This is a genomic window from Corallococcus sp. AS-1-6 (genome assembly GCF_020037015.1).
GTDB lineage: Bacteria > Myxococcota > Myxococcia > Myxococcales > Myxococcaceae > Corallococcus.
This window is the reverse complement of record NZ_JAIQDE010000042.1, coordinates 37,018-63,728: the sequence shown is the minus strand read 5'-3', so window position 1 is coordinate 63,728 and position 26,711 is coordinate 37,018. Positions and strand designations below refer to the sequence as shown.

The following is a 26,711-nucleotide window of genomic DNA, read 5'->3' as shown; positions in this document are numbered from 1 at the left end:
CGCCATGCCCGGAAGCGTCCGCCGCGCGCCGCTACGCCGGCAACCCCTCACGGCACGTCGTTGGCCGGACGGATACGCCAGGAAGAACTCAATCTTGCTGTCCACCCCACTGCCCCCAGGAGTGCCAGCCAGCGCGCGGAAGTCCTCATTGAGGACCGCGATCTGGCTATGGACCAGTGCGTCCGAGACGTTGCCATTCGAGCAAGCGCTGTCCGCGACGACATGGACCACCACCGGGATGCGCCGCACCGCCACGGGCAGCCACTGAGGGCCGGGAACGGTCGAATCCATGGAGCAGTCGGAGGCGCTGGGGGCGAACTTCGACACCCATGACGGCGCAGGCTCCGGGGCTGCACAACTGCTGGGGGCAGCCCCGGACAGGAGCGCCAGGGCATGACCCACCATCATGAAAGGAATTGTCATTTGAACCCAGGATACCCTGGGCTCACGCGCGAGGCGCCACGGCTGCTCAAATCCGCACAATCTCCAGGATTCGCGCAGAACCGATGACTCGGGCCCCGGCATGCATCGGGATTTCCATCCCCTGCGTCAGGTGCAGCCAGGGCTCGGACAGAAGCGGCTCGATGATGGCCTCCTTCTCCTGTCCCGGCACAAGCGGTCCGGCGTCATCCAGTCTGACCAAGCCACCGTCCAATGCCATCTGGCCATCGTCAGTTCGGCTTCCGATGTTCCAATTGGGCCTGAACTCTTTTCCCACCGGTCCCTGGAAGCCGCCCTCTTCAGGCGTCAAGAGCCTGACCACTGCACGGATGAGTAAACGCTCTCGCATGGCTCCCTCTTCTGGACGCCGCTAGCGAACTTCAAAGAACGCTCCTTCCACAGCATCAAGCGGCGCCACTCCAATCCACTCGATCTGAAGCGTTCCCGTTCTATCCACCTGCGTGCGCCCGCCTTCAAGCGCGACGGAGCGAACAAGCATCTCCACAGGCCTGCCAGACACCACCCCGCAGGCACGCGCGCCAGACGCTACCACTCCAGACAAGATGTCCACCGCTGCAATCGTCAAGCCCAGGGTGGGCAGCCGATGGATATGGATTACTCGGAACATGGCGGTCGTCATGGCTGTTCCTGGAGGCCACGCAGTCGCGAGATCGTGTCCCGTATCTTTGCGGAAGCCCCATGGCTCATTCTTCCTTGATCCACTCCTCAAGCCCTGCGGCAACGAGCCGGCCTTGAACCGCAGCCACTCCGTCTGGACTCGCGGGTTTGGAGCCACCCCCTACGCCATAGATGTCATTCAGGACAAGAGGATAGGCCTGCCCTACAAAGTGGCCGACAACCATCGCAAGATTCCTGTCCGACATATGTGGGTACAACACGGTCAGCAGAGGTAGATAGTCCGCCTCTGTCACGCCTTCAGGGAAGGCCCTCTTGATCAGGGCCACAGTGCTCATAAGACTGGGGTGAAGATCCATATGTTCCACTCATAGGGACAGCCGAGGAAGAGACATGAAGTCTACTTCCCACCGCGCTGGGAACCTTTCATCAGGGGAACCAGTCGTTCACTGACTTCGGACATGAACTGCATCAGTCCGACCCGTTCACCGCGCTGCCTCAGCGTCTCCAACGGAGTGTCTCTCAGGCACTCACGCTCACGCTCTACGCTCCCGGACGTGAGTTCTTCCAGCGCCTTCTTGGCGTCGTTCTTCGCGCCATGCTCACTCGCTGTCAGCCGGTGTGCCTCGCGAACAGGATGGAACGAGAGCCTTTGCTCCACCTTCCGCAGGGAGTCCTCTTCTTGCTTCTTGGCGTCGAAGCCAGCAAGGACCCAGCACTCCCGTTTGGGCTCTGCGACTCCGATGATGACTGCGAAGGGCCAGGGCTTGTCTCCGCGAGCCTGCTCCAGGCCAAGGCGTCGACCTTCATCCGCGTCGCTGTCACGAATCAGCATGACCGCTTGCGGTTGCGTGTCCGAATCCACGAACAGCAGGAGGGCGCGCCGAGCCACAAGGGCATCTGGCTCAGCGGGCTTGTTGCCAAAGTGCCCAAAGAGGCCCTTGAGCCCGGCCTTCTTGGCTTCTTCTCGTACAGAGGCCCAGCGAAGGAAGGGCTCTGAAGGTGTCAGCCCTCGCCAACGACGCTGGGTATCCAGCAGACCCTCGTCGAGCCAATCGATGTCCTCCCCCAGCACACGGTCAGCAAGCACGCAGGCCGTGTCCCTGTCCGCGCGGGCCTCGCAGACCACGCCGAAGTCGTATGCGGGCTCACTCATGCGGCGCGGACGCGGGCACCTTGCCAATCCAGTTCTCGCCCACGGTGCTCCAGAACTCGCCGGGGCTCATCAAGTCCTTCCACTTTTCGAACTCGGGATGCGCGGTGAGCTTCTCGCAGCGAGCGAACCCGTCCTCCCCCAAGAAGGTCATCCGGATTTCTTCCGACTTCAGGTAGTTCAGGATGAAAGGCGAGTGGCTGGTCGCCACAATCTGCAACCCTGGCTGGTCCCTTTGAATAGCACGCAGGGTCTTGATGAGCTCACCCTGAGCAGTGGGGTGAAGCGAGAGTTCGATGTCGTCAAGCAACACTAGGCGTGGTTTCTGGGGCCCAAGCAGCACAGTCAAAAGGCCCAATACCATCAACGTCCCCTCACCTACAGAGTCAGCCGGAACGTTCTGCGCACCTTTCATGTCCAGGACAATACGATTCCCCCACAGGGTGCGTCGTTCAGCCATATGAGTCGTCTGCCCATCCAACGCGATAGTGCGCACACTATTTTGTTCAACAGGGGCACGCTCAATTCGAATCCTACGTACAGATGGGACGACCTGTCTTAACGCCGCCTCAACATTCTCAAACAGCTCTTCTCGACTTAACTTCAAAAACGCAAGTGTCGACGCAAGCCCAGCTCCGTCACTCGCAACACCAGGAACTTGGTCTTCGCTATATGAAGGTTCCGCCAGCTTTCTTAACTCAAATCGCAACAACACTGCCGTACGCAAAACCTGACGAAAAGCATGGCGCACATCAAGCGCAGAGCTCTGCGAACCAGCTTCCGCAAGTACCTTGGGAGCCCCTTCATACGGCGCAACATCATCGGCAACGCTAGACTTTTTTGGAGTTGAGGTCCTCGAACCGTAAACGTTCACCTCAACAGGGACACCGTCCCACCTCCCCTGATATTTCAATTCGGGAGACTGCTTTGAACCAGCGGACCGATACCTCTCCGGAATGGATTTATCAGCCACGATGCGAGGATTGGCACGAAACAGGATTGCTAAAAGTTGGAGTCCCTCCAGCAGCGTCGTCTTGCCCGAGGCATTCGGCCCCACCAGCACGGTGAAGGGCTCCAGCTCCAAGTCGAGTGAGCGGTACGCCTTGAAGTTGCGGAACTGCACCTTCTCGATCATGCGTGCACCCTCCTCCCGACGACACCTCCGCCCCGGAAACACTCACAGGGCGGAGCACGACACCAACAAGTCTCAGCTCTTCGTCAACGGGCGGTAGCGGATGCGGTGCGGCTCCAGCGCGTCCGGGCCCAGGCGCTTCTTCTTGTCCGCTTCGTAGTCCTCGAAGTTGCCCTCGAAGAAGAACGCCTTGCTGTCACCCTCGAACGCCAGGATGTGCGTGGCGATGCGGTCCAGGAACCAGCGGTCGTGGCTGATGACCACCGCGCAGCCCGCGAAGCTGAGCAGCGCGTCCTCCAGGCTGCGCAGCGTCTCCACGTCCAGGTCGTTCGTGGGCTCGTCCAACAAGAGCAGGTTGCCGCCCTCCTTCAGCATCTTCGCCAGGTGCACCCGGTTGCGCTCGCCGCCGGACAGGTCCTTCACCCGCTTCTGCTGGTCCTGCCCCTTGAACGCGAAGCCCGCCAGGTACGCGCGGCTGGGCATCTGGCCCGCGCGGCCCAGGTCCAGGTGATCCAACCCGCCGCTCACCTCCTGGAACACCGAATTCTCACCGTTCAGCGCGTCGCGGCTCTGGTCCACGTAGGCCATCTTCACGGTCTCGCCCACGCGCAGCTCGCCCGCGTCCGGCTTCTCCGCGCCCGTCAGCATCCGGAACAGCGTCGTCTTGCCCGCGCCGTTCGGACCAATCACGCCCACGATGCCACCCGGCGGCAACTTGAAGTTCAGGTCGTCGATGAGCAGCCGGTCCCCGTACGCCTTGCGCAGCCCCTTCGCCTCCACCACCAGACCGCCCAGCTTCTCGCCCGGCGGAATCACCACCTCGCCCGTCGGCTCGCGCTTCTCCTGCGACTGGTTGAGCAGGTCCTCGTACGCCGCGATGCGCGCCTTGCTCTTCGCCTGACGCGCCTTCGGAGACGCCCGCACCCACTCCAGCTCGCGCTTGAGCGTCTTCTGACGGTGGCTCTCCGACTTCTCCTCCAGCTCCAGCCGCTTCTGCTTCTGGTCCAGCCAACTGGAGTAGTTCCCCTTCCAGGGCACCCCCTCGCCGCGGTCCAGCTCCAGGATCCACTCCGCCACGTTGTCCAGGAAGTACCGGTCGTGCGTGATGCACACGATGGTCCCCGTGTATGCCTTCAGCGCCTGCTCCAGCCACGCCACGCTCTCCGCGTCCAGGTGGTTGGTGGGCTCGTCCAGGAGCAGCAGGTCCGGCTTCTCCAGCAGGATGCGGCAGAGCGCCACGCGGCGCTTCTCACCGCCGGACAGCTTCGTCACGTCCGCATCGCCCGGAGGCAGCCGCAGGGCGTCCATCGCCATCTCCAGCGTGCGGTCCAGCTCCCAGCCGTTGTTCGCGTCGATGAAGTCCTGCAGCTTCGCCTGCTCGGCGAGCAGCTTCTCCATGGCCGCGTCGTCCATGGGCTCCGCGAACTTCGCGCTCACCTCATTGAAGCGGTCCAGCGCCTGACGGATCTCCTTCAGGCCCAGCTCCACGTTCCCCTTCACGTCCAGCTTCGTTTCGAGCTGCGGCTCCTGCGCCAGGTAGCCCACCTTCACCGTGGGGTCCGGCTTCGCGATGCCGAAGAACTCCGTGTCCACCCCCGCCATGATGCGCAGGAGCGTGGACTTGCCGGAGCCGTTGGGGCCAATCACGCCAATCTTCGCGCCCGGGAAGAAGGACAGGTAGATGCCCTTGAGGATGTCCTTGCCGTTCTTGACCTTGCGCAGGTCCTGCATCGTGAAGATGAAATTCTGGGCCATGGCGGCCTCCTCGGGATTCGCTGAAACGTAAGCGGTGCCAGCGGATAGCAGGGAGCCCCATCCGGCTCAAGGCGCCTGCACCGTCCCCGTGTCCGGCTGGACGGGGCGCGTCACGCGTCCAGGAGCGAAAACGCCTGCTCGCTGCCCAGCGAACCCATTTCGAAGGTGTTAGAGGAAGCGCCCCATGTCAGAGCCGACGCCCCCCGCCCTCGAGCTGAAGGGCCTGTCCAAGGCCTACGGAAAGTTCACCGCCCTCCACGCCGTGGACCTCACCATCCGTCCCGGTGAAATCTTCGCCCTCCTGGGCCCCAACGGCGCAGGCAAGACGACCCTCATTGGCAGTGTGTGCGGCCTGGTGAAGAAGTCCGCTGGCACCATGAAGGTCTTCGGCAAGGACCTGGACCAGGACCCCACCGGCCCCCGCTACCAGGTGGGCCTCGTCCCCCAGGAGATCAACTTCGACCCGTTCTTCTCCGTCGCGGAGTCCCTGCGCATCCAGCAGGGCTACTACGGCCAGCCCCGCGACGACGCGCGCATCGACGAGGTCCTCACCGCCCTGAACCTCCAGGCCAAGAAGGACTCCCTCACGCGCGCCCTGTCCGGCGGCATGAAGCGCCGGCTGCTCATCGCCAAGGCGCTGGTGCACAAGCCCAAGCTGGTGTTCCTGGACGAGCCCACCGCGGGCGTGGACGTGGAGCTGCGCCGCGACCTGTGGACGTACGTGAAGAAGATCGCCAGCGAGGGCACCACCATCGTCCTCACCACGCACTACCTGGAAGAGGCCGAGGAGCTGGCGGACCGCGTGGGCATCATCAACGAGGGCCGCCTCCTGATGACCGAGGACAAGGCCGCGCTCCTGCGCCGCTTCGGGGAGAAGCGCCTGGTCGTCACCTTCGCCCAGCCCCAGGCCGCCATGCCCGCCGCGGGCACGCGCTTCGCCGCGAGCCTCTCCGCCGACGGCCGCACGCTCACCTACGTGGAGCGCGACAACTGCGCGCCGTCCGGTGAGCTGCTCCGCTCGCTCTACGCGGACGGGCTGCCCATCGCGGAGGTGGAGACGCGCCGGTCGCGCCTGGAAGACGTGCTCATCGAAATCCTCCGTGGCCGCCCCTCGCAGGCCGCCTGAAACCCCGCCCCTTCGAAAAAACACCCCATGAACGTCCTCGGGATGCAGACGCTGTTCGCGAAGGAGGTCCGGCGCTTCATGCGCGTGCCGGGCCAGACCGTCCTCTCGCCCCTCATCAGCACCACGCTGTACTTCATCGTCTTCGGCTACTCGATCTCCGGCCGCATCCACGAGGTGGAGGGCCACCCGTACCTGCACTTCATCGTGCCGGGCCTCGTGTTCCTGGGCATCGCGAACAACGCGTTCCTCAACAGCTCCTCGTCGCTGTTCATCACCAAGATTCAGGGCACGGTGGTGGACCTGCTGGTGGCGCCGCTGGGGCCCGGCGAGCTGATGGTGGGCTTCATCGGCGGCGCCATGGTGCGCGGCCTGGTGGTGGGCCTGCTCACGTGGATCGTCGCGGCGGTGTTCTCCGGCTTCAGCCTGGAGCACCCGCTGGCGACGCTCTACTTCCTCCTGCTGTCCAGCTACGTGTTCAGCGTGCTGGGCATGCTGGCCGCCGTGTGGGCGGAGAAGTTCGAGCAGATCAACTTCTTCCCCACCTTCGTGATGCTGCCGCTCACGTTCCTGGGCGGCGTCTTCTACTCGGTGCGCGAGCTGCCCTCGCCGTGGAACCACATCAGCCTCTTCAACCCCATGGTCTACATGGTGGAGGGGCTGCGCTACGGCATGCTCGGCAGCAGCCTGTTTTCACCCCTGGTGGGGGGCGCCATCCTCGCCGTCACCGCGGCGGTCGCGACGGGCGTCACGTACGCGGTGCTTCGCTCCGGGTACAAGATGAAGGCCTAGACGTCATCAGCCCGCCTGCCGCCTCCACGGGTAGGAAGGCGGGCCCCTCCCCGGTGGACAGGGCCTCTGTCTTTTTGGAAGTCGGCTGTTTCCCGCCCGGTGAGAAAGCGCGGTATCCTCCCGGACACCCATGGCGGTGGTCTTCGGGAAATACGAGCTGCTTCGAAAAATCGCGTCGGGCGGGATGGGACAGGTGTTCCTCGCCCGGGAGCACGGGACGGGCTTCGAGCGCCTGGTCGTCCTCAAGCTCATCTTGCCGCACCTCGCCGAGGACGAAGAGTTCCTGGAGATGTTCCTGGACGAGGCGCGGCTGGTGGCGCGGCTGTCCCACCCGAACCTCATCACCATCCTGGACCTCACGGAGATTGAGGGCCGGCACTGCCTGGCCATGGAGTACGTGCAGGGCGAGGACGTGCGCCGGCTGGACCGCTTCGCGCGCAAGCAGGAGCGCCCGCTGCCGGTGGGGCTGGTCATCCGCATCATCGCGGACGCGGCGGCGGGGCTGTCCTACGCGCACGGCGCGAGGGACGGGCACGGCCAGCCGCTGAAGCTGGTGCACCGGGACGTGTCGCCGCAGAACGTGCTCGTCGGGTTCGACGGGGGCGTGAAGGTCATCGACTTCGGCGTGGCGAAGGCGGCCACCAGCGGCCAGCAGACGGCGACGGGCGTGCTCAAGGGCAAGTACCCGTACATGTCGCCGGAGCAGGCCAACGGCATGGCGGTGGACGGCCGGAGCGACCAGTTCGCGCTCGGGGTCGTGATGTGGGAGCTGCTCACGGGCAAGCGCCTCTTCAAGGGCGACACGGACCTGATGACGCTGCGGCTGGTGCGCGACTGCCAGGTGCCGCCGCCGTCGCAGCTCAACCCGAAGCTGCCGCCGGGCCTGGATGACATCGTCCTCAAGGCGCTGGCGCCCACGCCGGACGGCCGCTACGCGGACTGCGCCGCGTTCCGCCTGGCGCTGGAGGACTGGGCGCTCAACCTGCGGCTGCCGTCCAGCAGCGCGCACCTGGCCGCGTACCTGCGGGAGCTGTACGCGGACCGCATCGCCACGGAGGCGGACCCGGCGAAGCTGGACCAGCTCGCCGAGGACGTGGACCTGGACGCGCAGTCCAACTCCTCGCGGGACGGGATGCCCACGTCGGGTGCGCGGGGGCAGTCCGGGTCGCGCGCGTCGAAGCTGGTGGGGCCGCCGTCCCGTCCGCCCACGCGCGTGGAGCCGGAGAAGACGCGGAACACCGCGGCCCTGATGCCGGAGCCCCCGAAGCGCCGCCCGTGGCTGCCCTTCGTGGTGGGCGGCGTGGCGCTGGTGGTGGGCGGCGCGGCGGTGGTGCTGGTGCGCGGTGGCGCGGAGACGGTGACGCCGCCCCCCGTGGTGGTGGCCGCGCGGCCCCCGGAGCAGGCGCCGGAGACGGCTCCGCGGCCCACGCCGCCGGAGCCCCCCGCGCCCCAGCCGGTGCACCTGATGGTGACGAGCGAGCCGCCCGGCGCCACGGTGCAGGTGGCGGGCGAGGAGCGCGGCATCACGCCGGTGGCGCTGCCGCTGGTGCCCGGGGAGCCGTCGGTGGCGGTGACGCTCGCGCTCAACGGCTACGAGCCGGTGACGCGGCAGGTGTCCGCGGCGGACGCGCCCGCGGTGGCGGTGGCGCTCCAGAAGCGGGCGGCGCGGCCAGCGCCCCAGCCGAAGAAGCCGCCCTCCGGGTCGTCGCTGGGCATCAAGACGGGGCGCTGAGGCGCCTCTTCGTGCCGCCGGTCCGGCGGACAAGCCTTGCCCGGGTGAAGCGCTTCAGGAGCGCTTCGCTCGCGACTCCGCGGCCACGACGACCACGTAGCCGTCCGGGTCCTTTGCCCAGAACTCCCAGCGGCGCGAGTTCGGGTTCACGTGCGGCGCCTCCACCCACTCCGCCTTCAGCGCCCGCGCCGCCTCCACGCACGCGTCGAAGTCCGTGGTCTCGAACCACAGCAGCACGCCGTGGCCTCGCGGCGCCGTGTCCGGCCCCATCAGGTTCGCGTGCTCGTCCAGGTCCCACGCGTGGAGCTGGAGCACGAGCTCGCCGTTGTTCAGCAGCATCTCGTACTCGGGCCCGCCGTGCCCGCTCTCGCAGCCGAGCACCGCCTGGTACCAGCGGCTGCTCGCCTCCACGTCGCGCACCGCGATGAGGGGCTGCGAACGGACATGGCCGGTGCGGCGGGGCTTGCTCGGCACAAGGGCTCCAGGAGGTCCGGGAAGGACGGGGCACGGCAGCCCCGTCCTCCGGTGAGGCACTACCGCTTGAAGTGGTCCGCGACGACGCTCGCCACCGCGGCGGTCAGCTTCTTGCCCGTGGGGATGTGCAGGAACTCATTGGGCCCGTGCGCGTTGCTGCCCGGCCCCAGGAGGCCCGTGATGAGGAACTGCGCCTCCGGGAAGCGCTCGCCCAGCATGCCCATGAACGGGATGGTGCCACCCTCGCCCATCGCCATCGCGGGCTTGCCGAAGCACGCCTTGGACGCGCTCTCCACCGCGCTGGACAGCCAGCCGGCCAGCGGCGGCGCGTCCCAGCCCACCGACGCCTTGTCGCCTTCGAAGGACACCTTCGCGCCGTACGGCGGATCCTTCTCCAGCGTGTCCTTCAGCGCCTTCGCGGCCACCTTGGGGTCCACGCGCGGCGGGATGCGCATGGACAGCTTCCACGTCGTGAAGGGGCGCAGCACGTTGCCCGCGCTCGCCAGACCCGGCACGCCCTCCACGCCCGTCAGCGCCAGCGCCGGACGCCAGGTGCGGTTGAGCACCAGCTCCACGCCGTCCGTCGTCACCGGACGCGCGCCCTCCACCCAGGGGAACTTCGAGAACAGCTCGTCGCCCATCGTCTGGGCGGCGGCCTTCGCCTGCTGGCGCCGGCCCTCCGGAATCTCCGTGTGCAGGGCCTGCACCTTGATGTGGCCCGTCGCCTCGTCCTCCACGCGCGACAGCAGCATCCGCATGATGCGCATGGAGGACGCCACCACGCCCGTCGCGTCACCGGAGTGCACGCCCTCCGTGAGGATGTCCACGCGCAGGTTGCCGGCCACCATGCCGCGCAGGCTGGTGGTCATCCAGAGCTGCTCGTAGTTCGCGCAGCCCGAGTCCAGGCACACCACCAGCGACGGCTTGCCGATGCGCGGCGCCAGCGCCTCGATGTACGCGGGCAGGTCGTAGCTGCCGCTCTCCTCGCACGCCTCGATGACGATGGCGCAGCGCGCGTGCGGCACGCCCTGCTCCTTCAGCAGGCGCAGCGCGGACAGCGACGCGAACGCGGAGTAGCCGTCATCCGCGCCGCCGCGCCCGAAGAGCTTGTCGCCCTCGCGCACGGGGGTCCACGGCGTCAGGCCCTCGCGCCAGCCGGTCATCTCCGGCTGCTTGTCCAGGTGCCCGTAGAGCAGCACGGTGTCGTCACCGCGCGTGCCCGGCACCTCCATGTAGATGACCGGCGTGCGGTCCTTGCCGTCCGCCGTCTTCAGCCGCACCACCTCCACCGTCAGCCCCGGCAGGTGCGTGGCCTGCGCGCGGCACCAGTCCGCGATGAGCTGGACGGCCTGCTCCATGTGGCCGGACTTCACCCAGTCCGGGTCGAAGGCGGGCGACTTGTTGGGGATGCGGATGTAGCGCTCCAGCGCCGGGAGGATCTCCTGCTCCCAGATGCGCTCGGACGAGGCGAGGGCTTGGTCGACGTTCATGGCGGCGCCATGCTGCCCACCCCGGCGCCCCCTGTCGATGGAAAGCCCCGCCTCCCAGGGGCGGGGACACCCCCACCGGGGCCTCCCCGCCCGCCCTGCGCGCGGCCTGCCGTCCTGCGTCAGACCGCGCGCGAGCCTGGCTTCACGCGGGGTTCAGGGCTGGATTTCGCGAACACTCAGCCACTTGAAGTCCACGTCCGTCGCGTTGTCCCAGCGGAACACCGCGATGGGGCCGCCCCAGGTGATGGGCGCCGCGGGCACGGCGCCGCCGCAGTGCTGGGCGTCGCCGCCCCACCTGCCGGCGTCCGTGTAGTCGTAGGCCTTCTTCCACGTCACCTTGTCCGCGTTCTCGTTGACGTAGAGCTCCAGCTTCACCGCCGTCTGGCCGCTGACGGTGACGTTGCGCATGACGGCCTTGAAGCCCACCCAGCGGCCCTTGAGCGCGGAGGTGGCGGTGACGTAGGGCGTCTGGTCATAGGAGACGTGCCAGGTCTCCTTCTCCCAGCGGGCGCGGCCGTCGTAGTGCAGGCCGGCCTTGTAGCTGCTGCCCTCGCAGCCGGAGTACTTGTCGTTGTGCTTCCCGCCGCGCGCGTACCACGCGAAGTTGTCCTTCGCGTCGGACACGGCGTTGACCTTCACGAAGCCGGTCATCTCGATGTTCTTCCAGTCGTTCGGCGCCTGCATGTAGCCGCGGCTCGCGAGCACGTCCCGGTCGTAGGTGGGAATCTTCCTGTCGTCATAGCCCGTGGACGTGAAGACGCTCATCCGCACCTGCTTGTCCTTCATCTTCCAGGAGCCGTCGCTGTTGCGCGTAATCGTGTCCTGCGGGTCGAAGCGAGAATCCGCCAGCGCGTTGTCCGCCAGCGTCCACGCCTCGCCCCCGGACTGCGAGGGGTAGAGCATGGTGACGCCGAAGCGGTCCTGGCCCACCGTGGGAGCGGGCGCGGGCGGCGGCGTGGGCGGCGGCGTGGTGGTGCCGGTGATGGCGGCCCACTCCGCGATGCTGGCCCAGGTGTTGACGGAGTTGCCGTTGACGGTGACGCGCACGTAGCGGGCGTTGCGCGGGGTGAAGCTGTAGCGCTCGAAGTTCGCGGTGGTGCCGGACGACGTCGTGGACACGGCCGTGGACCAGGTGGCGCCGTCCGTGGACGTGGCGAGGACAAACGTGTTGGTCCGCTCGTTGCCCCGGTGCCAGGCGATGTCCACCGCGGACAGCGACTGCACGCTGCCCAGGTCGCCCCGGAGCCACTGCCCCACGCCGTCGCTGGACCAGCGCGTGCTGAGGTTGCCGTCGATGGTCGCGGACGGCAGGTTGCCGTCATTGCCGCTGGCGGTGACGGCGGTGAAGCCGGACGCGGCGAGCGCCGGCGCGGAGGCCCCGAGCAGCAGGAACGCGCTCGCGGTGGTGAGGTGCCGCTTCCACGGCGATGGATGAGATTGAGACAAGGTGCTTCCTCCTGGGGGCCGTGTACCGGCCAGCCCCCGAGGGCATTCCCTGTCGTTGCATGTTTCACTGTCCGGAAATATCGCGGCCCGCCTCCCCTGCCTCCGGGGTGACGGGCCGCGCGTGAAACAGTGTCTGCCTTTGCGTGCGGGTTACTCGCGCAGCTTCACCACCGCCGCGGAGGGGCCCTCCAGGCGCACGACGTTGCCGGTGAGCGGGGACGCCTCCACGGCGCCGCCGTAGCGCGGGTTCTCGCTCCACATGACGATGCCCGCGCTCGCGTGCGGGTTCAGCGAGTGCACCAGCGAGCCGCGCAGGTTCACGAAGATGAGGAACGTGTCCCCTTCCGCGCGGCGCTCCAGCACGAACGCGTCCGGCCCCAGCGCGCGGGCGTCGTGCGTGCCCTGACGGCTGGTGAGCACGGGCTCCGTGGCGCGCAGGCGCAGCAGCTCCTTGTAGAGCGTGTGCACGCCCGCGGCCTCGGCGTGGTCCAGCTCGCCCCAGTCCAGCGTGGAGCGGGTGAAGGTGTCGCGGGCCTGCGGGTCCGGCACCTCCTCGCCCTTGAAGCGCGAGAAGCCGGCGAACTCCTTGCGGCGCCCCTCCGTGACGAGCTTGCCCAGCTCCGCGTGGTGGTCCGTGAAGTAGAGGAACGGCGTGCGCGCGTTCCACTCCTGGCCCATGAAGAGCAGCGGCGTGAAGGGCGACATCAGGAGCAGCGTGCTCATGGCGCGGTAGGCGGCCGGCGGCACGTCCTCCGACAGGCGGTTGCCGAGGGGCCGGTTGCCCACCTGGTCATGGTTCTGGATGCAGTGGACGAAGTGCCACGGCCCCAGCCCCTTCGGGTCCGTGCCGCGCGCGTGGCCCAGGTTCTTCGACTTCTGGCCCGTGTAGAACCAGCCCTGCCGCAGCGTCGCGGCCAGGTCCTCCGCGCTGCCGGTGTAGTCCTGGTAGTAGCCCTCGTGGTCGCCCGCGAAGGCGCGCCGGAGCTGGTGGTGCAGGTCATCCGCCCAGACGCCGTCCAGGCCGTAGCCGCCCTCGGACGCGGGCGTGACGAGCTTGCGCTCGTTGCGCTCGTCCTCGGCGATGACGACCACGCGGCGGCCGGGGGCGGAGGCGTGGGCACGCTCCACGATTTCAGCGAGCAGGTGCGGCTGGCCGTCATCCACCAGGGCGTGCGCGGCGTCCAGGCGCAGGCCGTCCGCGTGGTAGTCGCGGATCCACATCTCCACGTTGGAGAGCACCAGCGAGCGCACGAAGCGGCTGCCCTCGCTGTCGTAGTTCACCGCGTCGCCCCAGGGCGTGTGGTGCTTGCCGGTGAAGTAGTGCGGCGAGTACGCGCGCAGGTAGTTCCCGTCCGGTCCAAAGTGGTTGTAGACGGCGTCGATGAGCACCGCGAGCCCGTGCGCGTGCGCCGCGTCGATGAGCTTGCGTAAGCCCCTGGGTCCGCCGTAGGTGGCCTGCGGCGCGAAGAGGTCCACGCCGTCGTAGCCCCAGTTGCGGGCGCCCGGGAAGCTGGCCACCGGCAGCAGCTCCAGCGTGTTGACGCCCAGCTCGCGCAGGTGGGCGAGCTTCGGGATGAACGCCTCGAAGGTGCCCTCCGGCGTGGCGGTGCCCACGTGCACCTCGTAGATGACCAGGGATTGCGGATCCGGTCCCTTCCAGTGCGAGTCCGTCCAGCCATGGTCGGAGCCCACCACCTCCGACGGGCCGTGGACGCCCTGGGGTTGCGAGCGGGACCAGGGGTCGGGGAACGGATCCGCGCCGTCCACGCTGAGCTTGTAGCGGGCGCCCTCGCCCAGGTCCGGCAGCGCGCCGCCGAAGCAGCCGTCCGCTTCGGGGGGGAGCGGCACCTTGCGCAGGACGCGGTCCTCCGCGTCGTAGAGCACCACGTCCACGCCCTGGTGGCCGGGCGCCCAGACGCGCCAGCGCACCGAGGAACCCTCCACCCACGCACCCAGCCGGGGCGCCTGGGACCGAGCTTCAATCGATTGAGCCATGTGCGCCCGTGTTAATGCGCACGCGCGGCTCCGGGGAGCACCCCGCGCACGCGGGGAGCGGCGCTGTTCACGGGTCGACCTCTGGGCGCCCACGAGTGCGGACCGGAGGACGGACCCGGGATGCCGCTTCCGCGTCTCACTGAACCCGTGACATCCTGTTGTCAGCCCATGACCCCACAGGTAACATGCCGGAGTCCCCAGGGGTCACTTTCCACCCAATTCCAAGTATGTCAGACTCGGAAAGTTAGTCTTCTTTTTCTCGAATTCCCATGCTAATGAATGAGCCCCAGGAAAGCGCCCTCGAACCAGGACACCGCGCATGGGGATTCAGCGAAGCCATTGGGCCGTGCCCTGGGCATGGGCCGCGCTGATGGTGGCGTGCTCCACACCGAACCCGGATGTCCGCGTCCGTGAGCTTCCGGATGGACAGCTCCAGGTCACCGGTCCGCTCGCGGGCCCCTTTCCCACGGTGGAGGAACTCGCCGGGAACGCGTGTGAGATCATGACCCGGCAGCCTGGGGCATCGTCGGGTGATTACGGGATGGAGTACTGCGCGCTGGTCTATTACTCGGGTGCGGAGGACGCGTACTACCTGAGCCATCTGTCCGACGTCCAAGGCACGAGCGTTGGCCGCACGAAGTCCTGTCTGGTCCCCACGAAGCTGGATGATCCGCGGCACCTGGATGCCGTCATCCTGGGGAGGGGCCACAACCATCCCCACAACCGGCGCTTCTCCCAGAAGGACATGGGGCGCGACCGCGAGTGGGTTCCCTCGCGGATCGCCGACTCGCGGACCGGCAAGGTCCTCCGGCGGCATCTCCTGCTGTTCTACCGGGAGAAAGCGGGCGAGTGCCGTGCCTACAAATTCGACTACGCCGACCGCGAGGTGGCCGCGCTTCGTGGAGGCGTCTGGGTTCCCATCGGCTCGGTCAGCGACGACCAGGGCAACATCGAGCTCTACGAAGGGCAGGACTGGACGCCATGAACGTGCGCACGCGGCCTCAGCGTCTGGCGCCCCTTCTGCTCGGCGTCATGGTCTGTGTCCTGAGCCAGGGCTGTAGCTACTTCGGCTATTACAAATACGAGCGGCCCGAACGCATCCCTCCCGAAGAGGGGGCGCGCATCCGGGATCCGCAGGCGTTCCAGACGACGACCGAGCTGGATGGTCCGACCTTCGCCGCGTTCCAGGCCGCGATGAAGGACTTCTTCCCCCCGGGCGCGAAGGCCAGCGGCAATCACGAACGGCTGGTCCGCTGCCTCGGGCGCAAGGACCTCTTCGACGTCCGCATCCAGAAGGTGAACGACGATTTGTACGTCATCGCCTTCTCCGCCAACCTCGACCGCTGCGAGGAGATGCCACCCGACGCCGTGGTCCTGGACGCGGGCGCCACCTATCTCATCGACGGCAAGGGCCGCATCCTCGACATCCGGTAGGGTGGCTTGTCGCGCCCCGGGGCCTCCCGGATGATGGGGCGCCACCGAGCCCGCCCCTCCTGGAGTTCACCGCGATGTCTCCCCGTTCCGGCGTCGAACCCTCCGCCTTCCCCGAAGGCCCGCCCATCCAGGAGCGCGTGGCCGCGCTGGAGGTGCTGTCGCCCCAGGAGATCGACGCGCGCCTGGGCGACCTGGGCTACCGGGGCCAGCCCGAGGCCCGCCGCGCGGCCTCCGTGCTCGCCTACCGCCACCTGCGCCGCATCCGCCGGCTCTACCTGGAGGGGCTGGAGCCCGAGCCCGGCACCCGCGAGAACGCCCTCTTCCTGGGCCCCACAGGCTCCGGCAAGACGTTCCTCGTGGAGCTGATGTTCCGCGAAATCCTCGGCGTGCCCACCGTGCTCGCGGACGCCACCCAGTTCTCCGAAACGGGCTACGTGGGCGACGACGTCAGCACCCTCCTGTCCCGCCTCTACGAAGCCGCCGAGCGCGACCCGGCGTGGGCCGCCTGCGGCGTCATCTGCATGGACGAGTTCGACAAGCTCGCCACCAGCCGCTCCGACAGCCGCTTCTCCGGCCAGCAGACCACCAAGGACGTCAGCGGCTTCGGCGTGCAGCGCAGCCTGCTGCACCTGCTCTCCGCGGCGCAGGCCACCTTCCCGCCGGACTTCGGCTTCACCAGCCGGATCCGCTCCGAGTCCCTGGACATGGGCTGCATCACCTTCATCGCCTGCGGCGCCTTCAGCGGCTTCCGGGGCACGGCCGCGACCCTGAACCACGTGGAGCGCGTGGGCTTCGGCCGCGAGCCCGGCAAGGGCGGCCAGAAGGACCTGGAGTCCATCGCCACGCGCATCACGGAGGAGCACCTGGAGAACACCACCGCGTTCTCCCGCTACGGCTTCATCCCGGAGCTGATTGGCCGCTTCAACCGGCTGGTGTCCTTCGACCCGCTGGACGCGGCCACGCTGGGGGACATCCTCCAGGACACCGTGCTGCGCACCTGGGAGCGCGAGTTCGCCCACGAGGGCCTGGAGCTCACCGTGGACCCCGCCGTGCGCGAGTGGATCGTCGCCCGCGCCCTCAAGCGCGAGACGGGCGCCCGCGGCCTGCGCACCGCCCTGGCCCCCGCGCTGGAGCAGGCCGCCTACGAGCACTTCGGCCACGGCAGGGCCGCCACCGTGCGCCTGGTGCTCCAGGACGACGCCGTGCGCGCCGTGCGCGGCTGACGGCGGGAGCAGCCGACGCGCCGGGGCCCGGTCCGCGGGGCCCCCGGAGTGTCGGTCAGCCGGGCCCGTCCTTCACCCGCGAGCCAGACGCCTTACGGTTGAGGCACACAAAAGCGGCGCGGAGGCGGCCCATGGCACACATCAACCAGGAAATCCCCCGGGAGCAGTGGGCGAGCTACCTCGCCGGCATCAGTAAGCAGGACGTCACCCAGTGGGTGCGCGTGGAGTCCATCGACGCGGAGACCGGCGACCAGCCCCTGGCCGACCGCCTGCCCCTGGTGGACATCTCCCTGGAGCGCAAGGGGAGCGACTCCGGCGCCGTGCAGATCATCGTGGGCCGCGAGGACGGGCGCATCACCCACCGCATCCTCGAACCGGACCACGTCTACGCGGAGCTGGATGAAGAGACGGGCGCGCTGGAGTGCCTGGAGATTGGTGAGCGCGGCGGCAAGACGCTCATCTTCTTCGAGCGCCCCACGGAGGCCGAGGAGGTCTCCGCCCGCTTCTGACGCCCCCCAAAACGGCACGGGGCCGACGGGAGCGAAGACGCTCCCACCGGCCCCTGCCCCCTCACGAGCGTGACGCTTGAATCACGGGTACAGCGCGCGGGCGCCCTGCTTGTCCAGGGTGGTCAGCACCAGGTCGCCCGTCTGGGTGCCGTTGCACTGCGGGTAGTGCATGACCGAGGCGCGGTCGTAGGTGGTGGTCAGCGCGCGCCACTGGCTGTCCTCGTAGCAGCCGCTCGAGGTGGAGCGGGTGTGCTCGTGACGGAAGCCCAGCGTGTGGCCCAGCTCGTGGCGCAGGATGCCCGTCAGCGTCCAGGGCGACAGGTTGCCGAAGGCGCTGCTGTCGATGAGGACGTTGCGGCCGGAGCGGCTGGAGTTCGGGAAGAACGCGCGCGCCACGTAGGACTGGCCCGACACCGGGCGGATGTCGAACAGCACGCCCGTCTGGGACGCGGTGCAGGCGCTGTCGTACTGGGACAGGTAGACGAACTTCACGCTCGCCGTGGCCTGCCAGGCCGCCGTCGCGCTCGCCATCGCGTTCACGACCTTCGTCTTGTTGGTGCCGAAGTTGTTGCTGATGCAGTAGGTGAGGTTCGTCTTCTGCGTGCTGCTCCACTTGATGTCGCCGCCGATGTAGTACACGGCCAGGCCGTCCTGCGACTTGCCCAACTGCGCCTCGACGACGTTGCGGAAGTAGGCCGCCAGCTCCTCCTCGGAGTCCAGGGCCTCGTCACCGTTGACGATGATCTTCCCGCCCTCCCACGGCTCACGGTACGCCTGGGCCTTGAACTCCTCCCACGTGGGCTTCGCCTCGGACTCCTGCGCGGACTCGGGGCCACCGCACGCGCCGAGCATCAGCGAAACGCCGGCCAGCATCGCAACAGAGCGGAACTTGAGCATTGGGGGACTCTTCCTGTGTGCTTCGAGGGATGCGCGGCCACCACCTGGCCTTCCCGCCAGGCGCGGTCCGCCGCGCGCCGGGCCAATGAGCAACTGCCGGGCCAACGGCCGTCCCCAGGAGAAAAACAGGAAACGCGGGGATAGCTGGAGCGCATCCGCTCCAGCCCCCGCCCCGTCAACCGTCACTTCACGTGACGTTTACAAACCCAAGTCCCCTGAAAGACGGAGGTTTTTCCAGGAACCTCTCGCTGCCCAAGAAAAAGACAGCGAGGTGCCCTGATTCCGGTCAGACCCCTGAATGGGTTTCCAGGGAATCCCTAGAGGATGGCGCGGCGCATCTTCCAGTAGGTCTCCTTGGCCATGCGGAAGGTGTTGGAGCCCGGGGGCAGCAGGGCGCGCAGCAGCTCCGCGGACTGGAGCTGGAGGGGGCGCACGCAGTGGGCATCCAGTTGGTGGCGCAGATAGCCCACCATGTCGCGGCTGCGGTACTCGTTGAAGTAGTTGCGCAGCTCGGCCTCCGTGCGGGCCTTGCCGTTGTCCGCGTACTTGGCCACGTAGGGGCTGAAGTCCGGGTAGAGGCTGCCCTTGCCGAAGCCGCCGTGCACGGTGGTCTTCATGAAGTTGCCGATGAGCAGGTCGTCGAACACCTGGTACTTCACGGCGGTCATCAGCGAGTTGCGGGGCGCCTCGAAGGTGATGCCCTTGTGGAAGCGGCGCTTGTTGAACTCGATGACGTGCTCCTGGCCGCCCACGCGGAAGCGGAGGAAGTCCAGCACGGAGCCCAGGTGCTCGACGGCGCGGAAGTACTGCTCCAGTTGCTTCACCTCGTCCGCCTCCAGGCGCTCGCTCCAGTCGTCCCCGAAGTCCTTGGGGTCCAGCGGCTTGATGACGCGCTCCTTGGGGTGGATGGAGGCGGAGGCGTCGTTGGTGAAGTCGTGGCGCAGGAAGGCCGGGAGCATCTCGCAGGTGTTGGAGGCGAAGCCCCGCGCGTAGTCCGGCAGCGTGGTGGTGTATTCGGAAGCCCAGACGCTGTCGGCGCGCTGGTACTTGTGCATGGAGCTGAAGGGGACGAAGTAGCGCACGCCGTACGTCTCCGCCATGCGAGCAATCGTCTGTCCCACGGGCGTCTTCGCCGCCGCGTACGGGAGGATGCGGCGCCCGTCCTCGGTGAAGAAGTTCATCATGTCCGCGTCGCCGTAGCCGGACAGGGCCAGGAGGTACGTCTCGCTGTACTCCTTGATGACCCGGCGCACGAAGCGGCCCTGGCCGCGGTCACCGGCGTCGTTGAGGTTGACGATGAGCCGGCCGCCCACCTCCACCAGCAGCACCGCGTCCTGGTTCACGTCCGGGATGCACAGCACGCGGATGCGCGGGGACAGGCGGGTCCACTCGCGGTCCTGGAGCACCTGGACCTTGAAGCCCGCCTCGCGCAGGTCGTCCCGGATGCGGCCGCCCACGTGGTTGGGGACCAGCAGCGTGCGCTCGCGCAGCTTCTCCAGCGACGCCATGCTCAGGTGGTCCGGGTGGCCGTGCGACAGCCACACGAAGGGGCAGTCCAGGATGGACTGGCGCTGCTCCTCCGGAACCTCGTGGGACAGCGTCCAGCTTCCGAAGTACGCGTCTCCGTCCGTCCACGGGTCCGTCACCAGCACCGGCCCGTTGTCGTGACAGATGAGTGTGGCGTTGCCAATCGTCTCGAAACCCAGCTCCATTGCGCGCCCCCTTGAACCCCTCACGCCGCTCCCATTGCGCGTGTGGACGAAAAGGTGGCACCCGGACTTTTGCCTACAAGCTTGGGAAACATGCTTCACGCCTGGCCGGTAGCCCTCCGCGCCTGCGGCCCAGGAAAGGGCTTTCCCTTGTCAGGGGGTTCGCGGCGGACGGCACGCCCCACGGCGGATCCACGCTGTCCCCCGGGGCTCGCGTCCGGGGGCACGCCGCTGCCCTGACAGGGCGGATCCGCGCCGCCCCTGTCCACCGGCGGACACGCGGATCCGCCAGCGGTCAGCGGCGGCGGGACACGAGCGAGAGGATCTGCGGGCCGTAGCGCTCCGTGAGAGCGGGGCCCACGCCGTGGATGGACATCAGCTCCGCGCCGCTGGAGGGCCGGGCGCTGGCGATGGCGTCCAGCACGCGGTCGGTGAGGATGCGGAAGGCGGGCACCTTGCGCTTGCGGGCCTCGGTGAGGCGCCACTCCTTGAGGGTCGCCACCAGGGCGGGGGGCGGCTCGAGGTCGGGCGGCGCGTTGCGGGACGCGTTCCAGGAGGCCCGTGGGCCCGGCGAGGCGTCCGGCGTGGCGCGCGCCTTCCAGCCGCTCCGGGCCGGCGGGGCCTCCGCGGGGAAGGACTCCTGGCTGAAGTCCGCGTCATCGCGCGGGGCCCAGGACGCCGAGCCTCCCCGGCGGCCCTTGCCGCGTCCCCGGGGCGAGGCCTCCGCGCTGGAGGCGGCGCGCTTGCGGGACGTGCGCTTCGTGCCGCCAGCCGCCGTGCGGCCCTTGCGCTTCTTGGAGGGCACCTCGCGCGCCTGGGGCAGCACCACCTGGCCGGGGGCGATGACGCGGGCGCGGCGGCCGGTGTCCGTGAGGGCCAGCCGCTGGAACTGGATGACCTGGCCGTCCTTGTCGAACGAGTCCGACTCCAGGCGCACCAGCCCCGCGCGCACCAGTCCTCCGACAAGCCGCTCGAAGTCACGGCGGTGGAGCTGCTCCCCGAAGAGTTCGCGGTGGAGCCGTCCGGTGGCCTGTCCGTCGCGGGCGTGGAGGGCCTCCAGGATGCGGCCCAGCGCGTGGGCCTCCAGCGCGGAGGGCTCCTCGAAGCGGACCACCTCGCAGGACTCGGGGGCGCAGACGTCGCACAGGCCGCAGGCGGCGCCGGAGTCCTGCACGTCGCCGAAGTGCGCGACCAGGTGGCGCATGCGGCAGTCGTGCGCCTCCGCGTAGCGGCCCATCTGCTCCAGGTGGAGCTGCTTGCGCTCGCGCTGCGCGATGTACGCCACGGCCCAGCCCGCGCGGCCGCGCCGCACGTCCTCGTCCGGGGTCATCTCCACGCCGCCGTGGATCCACAGTTGCTCCAGGGCCTTGTCGAAGATTTCCGGGTCGCCGCGCACACGGGCCTGGATGGAGGCCTTGGGCTCCAGCTCGTTGGAGGTGGCCTGGTAGATGCGCTCCAGGACGGAGGGGTCCGGGTAGTCGCGGCGGTGGAAGAACTCGTGGGTGCGCCGGTCCACGAAGGCGTGGAGCAGCACCGCGCGCGAGTCCTTGCCGTCGCGGCCCGCGCGCCCCAGCTCCTGGTAGTAGCCCTCTAGACTGGCGGGCAGCGCCGCGTGGATGACGGTGCGCACGTCCGGCTTGTCGATACCCATGCCGAACGCGGTCGTGGCGACGATGACCTCCAGGTGTCCCTTGAGGAAGGCGGCCTGGATGCGGTCGCGCTCCTGGGGCTGGAGGCCCGCGTGGTACGGCGCGGTGTGGAAGTCGTGCGCGAGAAGGTCCGCGTACTGCTCCGCGTGCTTGCGCGTGGACGCGTAGACGATGGCGGGCCGGTGCTCCGGGTTCTTGAGCAGGGACAGGATGGCGTCGCCGCGGGCGCCCGGGTTGAGCTCGCGCACCTCGATGGCGATGTTGGTGCGGCGGAAGCCGTGGATGAAGGTGTGCGCGGCGCCGCCCCGTGAGCCGCGCAGGCCGAGCTGCTGGACGATGTCCTTCTGCACGTCCGGCGTGGCGGTGGCGGTGAGCGCCACCACGGGCGCGGGGCGCAAGAGCGGCAGGCGCGAGCCCAGCAGCCGGTAGTCCGGACGGAAGTCGTGGCCCCACTGCGAGATGCAGTGCGCCTCGTCGATGGCGATGAGCGAGGGCGTGCGGCGGGCCAGCAACTCCACGAAGCCGGGGACGCCCAGGCGCTCCGGGGCGATGAAGAGGAAGTCCAGGCGCCCTTCAAGGTACTCGGCGCAGACCTGCCGGGAGGTGGCCCGGTCGCGGCCGGAGTGGATGCGGTCCGCGGCGAAGCCCAGCGACTGGAGCCGCAGCACCTGGTCCTCCATCAGCGCGATGAGCGGGCTGACGACGACGGTGGTGCCCGCGCGGGCCAGGCCCGGGAGCTGGTAGCAGAGGGACTTGCCCGCGCCCGTGGGCATCACCAGCAGCAGGTCCTCGCCGGACGTGGCCGCGCGGCAGACCTCCTCCTGGTACGGGCGGAAGTCGTTGAAGCCGAAGGCCTCCTTGAGGAGACCGCGAAGCTTGTCCGGAGGCGTGGGCGCGCGGTGCACGCGCTCCGGCCGGGTGCCGCCCATGTTCACGGTTTGAGGCTGGCGTTTGGCCCGGCCGAAGCCCTCCGAGGAGGCCTGCACGAAGGCGGTGCGCACCTCCGCGGAGGGGATGTTGGGAGGGCGGTCCTGCACGCGCGGCGACGCGGCCGGTGCGGCGGCGCCCGCGGAGCCGTCGTGGAGGCCGTGGGCCGGGGCGCCCACCGCGAAACGCCAGGCACCGGGGACGTCGGAGCCACCGTGGCCGGATGCCCCCGTGTGACGTGCGTCGCCTGCCGCGCCGTGGCCGAACGCGCGGGGGCCTTCTCCCGTCATGCTCGCGGAGGCACCGACCTCATTGCGCGCGGTGTTGGCTCGGGCCGCGGCCTGGACGGTGGCGGTCGTGGCCTCGCGGGTCCGGAACAGCTCCTCGGTGGGTGCCTTCGCGGGATGCGGCCTCGCGGCTTCGAACCGTGCGCTCGCAGCCGCGGCTTCGTTCCGCGGCGCGGCGCCGGCCACCGGCGTGGGCGGCAGCGACGTGGGCGCCTGCCCCACGACCTCCCGCACATACGCCTCGATGCCGCTCATGAACGCATCCAGCGCGCCCTGCCCGCGCTCGATGCGCTGGAGCCACGCCTCCCACTGCCCCGTCATCACGGGGGACTTCACGTCCGGGTGCACCACCTGGATGAGGTGGATGCCCTTGTCCGTGGCCACCAGGCGCTTGCCCTCGCGGGTCAGGTACTCGCGCTCGAGCAGCAGCTCGATGGTCGCGGCGCGCGTGGCGGGCGTGCCCAGCCCCGTGTCGCGCATCGCGTCCACCAGCTCCTTCTCATCCAGCGTGCGCCCCGCGGACTCCATCGCCGTCAGGAGCGTGGCCTCCGTGAAGCGCGGCGGCGGACGCGTGCGCTTCTTCACCGCCTCCACGTCCTCCACCGTCTGCGCCTGTCCACGCGCGAGCCCCGCGGGCAGGTCCTGCGGCTCGTCGTCCGGCTCCTCTTCCTTGTCCTTGTCCGCGCCCTTCCTACCCTCCGGCTTGAGGCGCGGCGCCTTCTGCCCGCCCCCCACGTCCAGGACCTTCCAGCCCACCTTCTCCACCTGCGTGCCCGCGCTGTGGAAGCGGTCCACCACGGGCCCCGCGTCCCCCTTCGACGTCACCGCGGTGATGACCGTGGTCACCTTCCAGACGTGGTCCTCGTGCCACGCCTGGAGCAGCCGCCGGCACACCAGGTCATAGAGGCGCTGCTCGTCCGGAGACAGCCGCACGCCGGACGCCGGCATGGGCGTGGGGATGATGGCGTGGTGGTCCGTCACCTTCGAGTCATCCACGTAGCGCTTGCCCAGCGGGCGCTCGCCCGTGCCCGGCGCCAGGTCCTCCTGGTAGGGCGCGGCGATGGCGCGCACCACCTCCGGCAGCGTGTCCGCCACCGTCTCCGACAGGTGCCGGCTCGCGGTGCGCGGGTAGCTCAAGAGCTTGTGCTTCTCATAGAGCGCCTGCGCGACCTCCAGCGTGCGCTGCGCGCTGAAGCCGTAGAGCCGGTTCGCGTGGCGCTGGAGCTCCGTGAGGTCGTAGAGCAGCGGCGGCGGCATCCGCTTGGTCTCCGCGTCCAGCGACTCCACCACCGCGTTGCCGCCGCGCACGCGGTCGATGACCCGGCCCGCCTCCACGCCGTCCGCGTCCAGCCGGCGCGCCTCGCGCACGGACTCGTAGCCCGGCGGAACCACCGGCTTGCCGTCCGGCCCCGAGCGGAACCACGTGCCCTGGTAGCGGGCCCCCACGGGCGCGCCCTTGCCGCGAGGGGAGAAGGTGGCCACGACCTCCAGGTAGTCCCGGGGCACGAAGTCGCGGATGGCCAGCTCGCGCTCCACCACCATGGCCAGCGTGGGCGTCTGCACGCGCCCCACGGACAGCATGTTGCCGTAGGTGCCGCTCGCCAGCGTGTAGAGGCGCGACAGGTTCATGCCCACGAGCCAGTCCGCGCGGCTGCGCCCCATGGCGGCGGCGGCCAGCGGCGCGTAGGCCTTGCCGTCCTTGAGGTGCTGGAAGCCGTCGCGGATGGCGCGCTCGGTGAGCGACGACACCCACAGCCGCCGCACCGGCTTGCGGCACCCGGCGGCGTCGTAGATGTAGCGGAAGATGAGCTCGCCCTCGCGCCCGGCGTCCGTGGCGCACACCACGGCGGACACCTCCGGCGCGTTCATCACGCGGCGGACGACCTCGAACTGGGCTTTCGTGGAGTCAGACACCACCAGCGGCCAGTCCCCCGGCAGCATGGGCAACTGGGAGCGGTGCCACTTCTTCCACTCGGGGCGCATCTCATGCGGCTGGGCCAGGCCCACCAGGTGGCCAATGGCCCACGTGACGACGTAGCCGTTGCCGCGCAGGAAGCCCTCGCCGCGCTCGGTGGCGCCGAGCACCCGGGCGATGTCGCGCGCCACGGCGGGCTTCTCCGCCACCACCGCGAGGACGGAGCCCCGCCCACCGCGAGCCGTCCCACCGTCCACGCTCGCGTCCCGCGACACCGACCTGTCCCATCCGGGCGACTCGCCCATCTCATCCCACCTCATGACCTGTCCCCTCCCCGCCCCTGGCCGCCCACCCGCGGGGTCGGGCCCCCCACCGTGCGCGTCCCTACCCTTCCCTATCGCGAGAGGCTGACATGGCCAGGGCCCCCCTGTCCCGCTCCGTCACGCCCGCTCCCCCACCAGGGGGCCGGCATGAGGGCATCAGGGGTGGGGACGGCCTGGATCCAAACGGAAATCGCCCCGGCGCCAGCAGGCACCGGGGCGACTTTTCGCACCACGTCCCAGGTCTTCCTGCCTCAGTGCACCGGCGCGGGCCGCGACGCCGGCAGCTCCGGACGCACCGGAGGAGGAGGCACGGCGGGGGCCTGGAGGGACGCCGCCAGGGCGGGCATGCGCTTCACCACGTTGCCGGTGATGAGCCGCATGTCCCGGCCTCCCTTGGTGAAGAAGGTGTAGCCCCAGTTCAGCATCACGGAGGCGCGGTTGCGGAAGCCGACGAGGTAGGCGATGTGCACGCCTGCCCAGACGCACCACGCGGGCAGCCCCTTCATGCGCCACTTGTCGAAGAGCAGCCCCACCGCGTAGCCGCGGCCAATCACCGCGAAGCTGCCCTTGTCGTGGTAGCGGAACGCGCGCAGCGGCTTGTCCGCCAGGCGGGCGCGGATGGTCTTCGCCACGTGCCGCCCCATCTGCATCGCCGCCGGCGCGATGCCCGGCACGGGCTTTCCGCGCTGCTCCGCCGCCGCCACGTCGCCAATCACATACACGTCATTCAGGCCCGGCGCCGTCAGCAGCGGCGTCACCTTCACCCGCCCCGCGCGGTCCAGCGGCACCTCCAGCGAGCGCACCAGCGGCGACGCCGCCACCCCCGCGCCCCACAGCACCGTGCGCGTGGCGATGTGCTCGTCACCGAAGGTGACGCCCTCCGCGTCGATGCCCGTCACCAGGGCCCCGGTGCGCACCTCGACGTGCAGCTTCTCCAGGTCGCGCTTCGCCGCTTCCGACAGCTCCTCCGGATAGGTGCTCAGCACGCGCGGCAGGCCCTCCAGCAGGATGACCCGCGCCTGACGCGTGTCGATGCGCCGGAAGTCCTTCGGCAGCCCGTGCCGCGTCATGTACGAGAGCGCCCCCGCCAGCTCCACCCCCGTGGGCCCCGCGCCGATGATGACGAAGGTCATCCACTGGCGCTGGCGCTCCGGGTCGGACTCGCGCTCCGCCGCCTCGAAGGCCGTCAGCACGCGCTCGCGCATGCGCACCGCGTCCTCCAGCGTCTTCAGCCCAGGCGCCACCTGCGCCCACTCCGGGTGCTTGAAGTACGAGTGCGTCGCGCCCGTGGCCAGCACCAGCGAGTCGTAGGGAATCTCTCCGCCCTCCACCACGAGCACCTTGCGGCGCGCGTCCACCGACTTCGCCTCCGCCAGCAGCACCTCCGTGTTGCGCGAGCGCAGCACCGTGCGGATGGGCGCGGAGATGTCCGACGGGTTCAGCACCGCCGTCGCCACCTGGTAGAGCAGCGGCTGGAAGAGGTGGTGGTTGTAGCGGTCCACCACCGTCACCCGCACGTTGTCCGCCTTGCCCAGGGCCTTCGCGGCCTGAAGCCCGCCGAAGCCCGCCCCCACGATGACCACGTGATGCCTGCTGTCCCGGTCGCGTTCCATGGCGGACAAGGTGCGGACGCATGACGCGCCCGGCCAGCATCCGCTGTCTCTCGCCT

Annotated in this window: 21 protein-coding genes and 1 pseudogene; 7 read left to right on the top strand and 15 right to left on the bottom strand. The window is 69.1% G+C overall.

Features of this window, described 5'->3' with window-relative positions; translation table 11 throughout:
- The 7 genes and pseudogenes from K8612_RS39435 to ettA all read right to left on the bottom strand — a co-directional run.
- Window positions 1–327 (bottom strand): annotated as a pseudogene (locus K8612_RS39435) (hypothetical protein); the annotation flags it as partial.
- A gap of 142 nt (window positions 328–469) precedes the next feature.
- Complete coding sequence (locus K8612_RS36335) at window positions 470–790, bottom strand: hypothetical protein (protein WP_223765613.1); 321 nt, start codon at window positions 788–790, stop codon at window positions 470–472.
- 21 nt (window positions 791–811) lie between these two features.
- Complete coding sequence (locus K8612_RS36330) at window positions 812–1,081, bottom strand: hypothetical protein (protein ID WP_223765612.1); 270 nt, start codon at window positions 1,079–1,081, stop codon at window positions 812–814.
- Window positions 1,082–1,145: 64 nt separating this feature from the next.
- Complete coding sequence (locus K8612_RS36325; RefSeq protein ID WP_223765611.1) at window positions 1,146–1,436, bottom strand: DUF3349 domain-containing protein; 291 nt, start codon at window positions 1,434–1,436, stop codon at window positions 1,146–1,148.
- 41 nt (window positions 1,437–1,477) lie between these two features.
- Window positions 1,478–2,233 (bottom strand): hypothetical protein, encoded by a 756-nt coding sequence (locus K8612_RS36320; RefSeq protein ID WP_223765610.1) that lies wholly within the window; start codon window positions 2,231–2,233, stop codon window positions 1,478–1,480.
- Window positions 2,226–3,365, bottom strand: coding sequence for an AAA family ATPase (locus K8612_RS36315; RefSeq protein WP_223765609.1), 1,140 nt, complete (start codon window positions 3,363–3,365; stop codon window positions 2,226–2,228). The genes K8612_RS36320 and K8612_RS36315 overlap by 8 nt, the downstream gene beginning before the upstream one ends.
- A 72-nt stretch (window positions 3,366–3,437) precedes the next feature.
- Window positions 3,438–5,117 carry an energy-dependent translational throttle protein EttA gene (gene ettA / locus K8612_RS36310; protein WP_206785764.1) on the bottom strand — a complete coding sequence of 560 codons (1,680 nt, stop codon included), beginning with the start codon at window positions 5,115–5,117 and terminating at the stop codon, window positions 3,438–3,440.
- A 184-nt stretch (window positions 5,118–5,301) separates the two neighbouring features.
- Here ettA and K8612_RS36305 point away from each other — a divergent pair, with 184 nt between their 5' ends.
- From K8612_RS36305 to K8612_RS36295, 3 genes are all read left to right on the top strand, one after another.
- Window positions 5,302–6,243, top strand: coding sequence for an ABC transporter ATP-binding protein (locus K8612_RS36305; RefSeq protein ID WP_223739487.1), 942 nt, complete (start codon window positions 5,302–5,304; stop codon window positions 6,241–6,243).
- 27 nt (window positions 6,244–6,270) lie between these two features.
- The gene (locus K8612_RS36300) at window positions 6,271–7,032 is read left to right on the top strand and encodes an ABC transporter permease (RefSeq protein WP_014393340.1); all 762 of its coding nucleotides are present in this window, start codon (window positions 6,271–6,273) and stop codon (window positions 7,030–7,032) included.
- Between the two features lie 130 nt (window positions 7,033–7,162).
- Window positions 7,163–8,764, top strand: a complete 1,602-nt coding sequence (locus K8612_RS36295; protein WP_223765608.1) for a serine/threonine-protein kinase — start codon at window positions 7,163–7,165, stop codon at window positions 8,762–8,764.
- Window positions 8,765–8,818: 54 nt separating this feature from the next.
- On the opposite strand, the gene K8612_RS36290 is transcribed toward K8612_RS36295, so the two are convergent.
- The 4 genes from K8612_RS36290 to treZ form a co-directional block, all read right to left on the bottom strand.
- Complete coding sequence (locus K8612_RS36290; RefSeq protein WP_223739489.1) at window positions 8,819–9,238, bottom strand: VOC family protein; 420 nt, start codon at window positions 9,236–9,238, stop codon at window positions 8,819–8,821.
- A 59-nt stretch (window positions 9,239–9,297) separates the two neighbouring features.
- Window positions 9,298–10,728, bottom strand: coding sequence for a M20 family metallopeptidase (locus K8612_RS36285; protein ID WP_223765607.1), 1,431 nt, complete (start codon window positions 10,726–10,728; stop codon window positions 9,298–9,300).
- Between the two features lie 153 nt (window positions 10,729–10,881).
- Complete coding sequence (locus tag K8612_RS36280; protein ID WP_223765606.1) at window positions 10,882–12,174, bottom strand: discoidin domain-containing protein; 1,293 nt, start codon at window positions 12,172–12,174, stop codon at window positions 10,882–10,884.
- 150 nt (window positions 12,175–12,324) lie between these two features.
- Window positions 12,325–14,169 (bottom strand): malto-oligosyltrehalose trehalohydrolase, encoded by a 1,845-nt coding sequence (treZ, locus tag K8612_RS36275; RefSeq protein WP_223765605.1) that lies wholly within the window; start codon window positions 14,167–14,169, stop codon window positions 12,325–12,327.
- 319 nt (window positions 14,170–14,488) lie between these two features.
- Between treZ and K8612_RS36270 the strand changes: the two genes are divergently transcribed.
- From K8612_RS36270 to K8612_RS36255, 4 genes are all read left to right on the top strand, one after another.
- Window positions 14,489–15,154 (top strand): hypothetical protein, encoded by a 666-nt coding sequence (locus K8612_RS36270; RefSeq protein WP_223739493.1) that lies wholly within the window; start codon window positions 14,489–14,491, stop codon window positions 15,152–15,154.
- Window positions 15,151–15,603, top strand: a complete 453-nt coding sequence (locus K8612_RS36265; RefSeq protein WP_223739494.1) for a hypothetical protein — start codon at window positions 15,151–15,153, stop codon at window positions 15,601–15,603. Before K8612_RS36270 ends, K8612_RS36265 begins: the two co-directional genes overlap by 4 nt.
- A 74-nt stretch (window positions 15,604–15,677) precedes the next feature.
- Window positions 15,678–16,826 (top strand): AAA family ATPase, encoded by a 1,149-nt coding sequence (locus K8612_RS36260; RefSeq protein WP_223739495.1) that lies wholly within the window; start codon window positions 15,678–15,680, stop codon window positions 16,824–16,826.
- 131 nt (window positions 16,827–16,957) lie between these two features.
- Window positions 16,958–17,335 (top strand): DUF5335 family protein, encoded by a 378-nt coding sequence (locus K8612_RS36255; RefSeq protein ID WP_223765604.1) that lies wholly within the window; start codon window positions 16,958–16,960, stop codon window positions 17,333–17,335.
- Between the two features lie 81 nt (window positions 17,336–17,416).
- On the opposite strand, the gene K8612_RS36250 is transcribed toward K8612_RS36255, so the two are convergent.
- The 4 genes from K8612_RS36250 to K8612_RS36235 form a co-directional block, all read right to left on the bottom strand.
- The gene (locus tag K8612_RS36250) at window positions 17,417–18,232 is read right to left on the bottom strand and encodes a matrixin family metalloprotease (protein ID WP_223765603.1); all 816 of its coding nucleotides are present in this window, start codon (window positions 18,230–18,232) and stop codon (window positions 17,417–17,419) included.
- A gap of 317 nt (window positions 18,233–18,549) precedes the next feature.
- Window positions 18,550–19,944: an MBL fold metallo-hydrolase gene (locus K8612_RS36245; protein WP_223765602.1), complete on the bottom strand. Its 1,395-nt coding sequence runs from the start codon at window positions 19,942–19,944 to the stop codon at window positions 18,550–18,552.
- 292 nt (window positions 19,945–20,236) lie between these two features.
- Window positions 20,237–25,039, bottom strand: coding sequence for a DNA topoisomerase 3 (locus tag K8612_RS36240; RefSeq protein ID WP_223765601.1), 4,803 nt, complete (start codon window positions 25,037–25,039; stop codon window positions 20,237–20,239).
- A 254-nt stretch (window positions 25,040–25,293) separates the two neighbouring features.
- Window positions 25,294–26,655 (bottom strand): NAD(P)/FAD-dependent oxidoreductase, encoded by a 1,362-nt coding sequence (locus K8612_RS36235; protein ID WP_223765614.1) that lies wholly within the window; start codon window positions 26,653–26,655, stop codon window positions 25,294–25,296.
- Between the last annotated feature and the right edge of the window lie 56 nt (window positions 26,656–26,711).

Coding starts and splice junctions, on each gene's coding strand:
- K8612_RS36335 (WP_223765613.1), bottom strand. CDS start 790: ATGCGAGAGCGTTTACTCATCCGTGCAGTGGTCAGGCTCTTGACGCCT.
- K8612_RS36330 (WP_223765612.1), bottom strand. CDS start 1,081: ATGACGACCGCCATGTTCCGAGTAATCCATATCCATCGGCTGCCCACC.
- K8612_RS36325 (WP_223765611.1), bottom strand. CDS start 1,436: ATGGATCTTCACCCCAGTCTTATGAGCACTGTGGCCCTGATCAAGAGG.
- K8612_RS36320 (WP_223765610.1), bottom strand. CDS start 2,233: ATGAGTGAGCCCGCATACGACTTCGGCGTGGTCTGCGAGGCCCGCGCG.
- K8612_RS36315 (WP_223765609.1), bottom strand. CDS start 3,365: ATGATCGAGAAGGTGCAGTTCCGCAACTTCAAGGCGTACCGCTCACTC.
- ettA (WP_206785764.1), bottom strand. CDS start 5,117: ATGGCCCAGAATTTCATCTTCACGATGCAGGACCTGCGCAAGGTCAAG.
- K8612_RS36305 (WP_223739487.1), top strand. CDS start 5,302: ATGTCAGAGCCGACGCCCCCCGCCCTCGAGCTGAAGGGCCTGTCCAAG.
- K8612_RS36300 (WP_014393340.1), top strand. CDS start 6,271: ATGAACGTCCTCGGGATGCAGACGCTGTTCGCGAAGGAGGTCCGGCGC.
- K8612_RS36295 (WP_223765608.1), top strand. CDS start 7,163: ATGGCGGTGGTCTTCGGGAAATACGAGCTGCTTCGAAAAATCGCGTCG.
- K8612_RS36285 (WP_223765607.1), bottom strand. CDS start 10,728: ATGAACGTCGACCAAGCCCTCGCCTCGTCCGAGCGCATCTGGGAGCAG.
- treZ (WP_223765605.1), bottom strand. CDS start 14,169: ATGGCTCAATCGATTGAAGCTCGGTCCCAGGCGCCCCGGCTGGGTGCG.
- K8612_RS36270 (WP_223739493.1), top strand. CDS start 14,489: ATGGGGATTCAGCGAAGCCATTGGGCCGTGCCCTGGGCATGGGCCGCG.
- K8612_RS36265 (WP_223739494.1), top strand. CDS start 15,151: ATGAACGTGCGCACGCGGCCTCAGCGTCTGGCGCCCCTTCTGCTCGGC.
- K8612_RS36260 (WP_223739495.1), top strand. CDS start 15,678: ATGTCTCCCCGTTCCGGCGTCGAACCCTCCGCCTTCCCCGAAGGCCCG.
- K8612_RS36255 (WP_223765604.1), top strand. CDS start 16,958: ATGGCACACATCAACCAGGAAATCCCCCGGGAGCAGTGGGCGAGCTAC.
- K8612_RS36250 (WP_223765603.1), bottom strand. CDS start 18,232: ATGCTCAAGTTCCGCTCTGTTGCGATGCTGGCCGGCGTTTCGCTGATG.
- K8612_RS36245 (WP_223765602.1), bottom strand. CDS start 19,944: ATGGAGCTGGGTTTCGAGACGATTGGCAACGCCACACTCATCTGTCAC.
- K8612_RS36240 (WP_223765601.1), bottom strand. CDS start 25,039: ATGAGGTGGGATGAGATGGGCGAGTCGCCCGGATGGGACAGGTCGGTG.
- K8612_RS36235 (WP_223765614.1), bottom strand. CDS start 26,655: ATGGAACGCGACCGGGACAGCAGGCATCACGTGGTCATCGTGGGGGCG.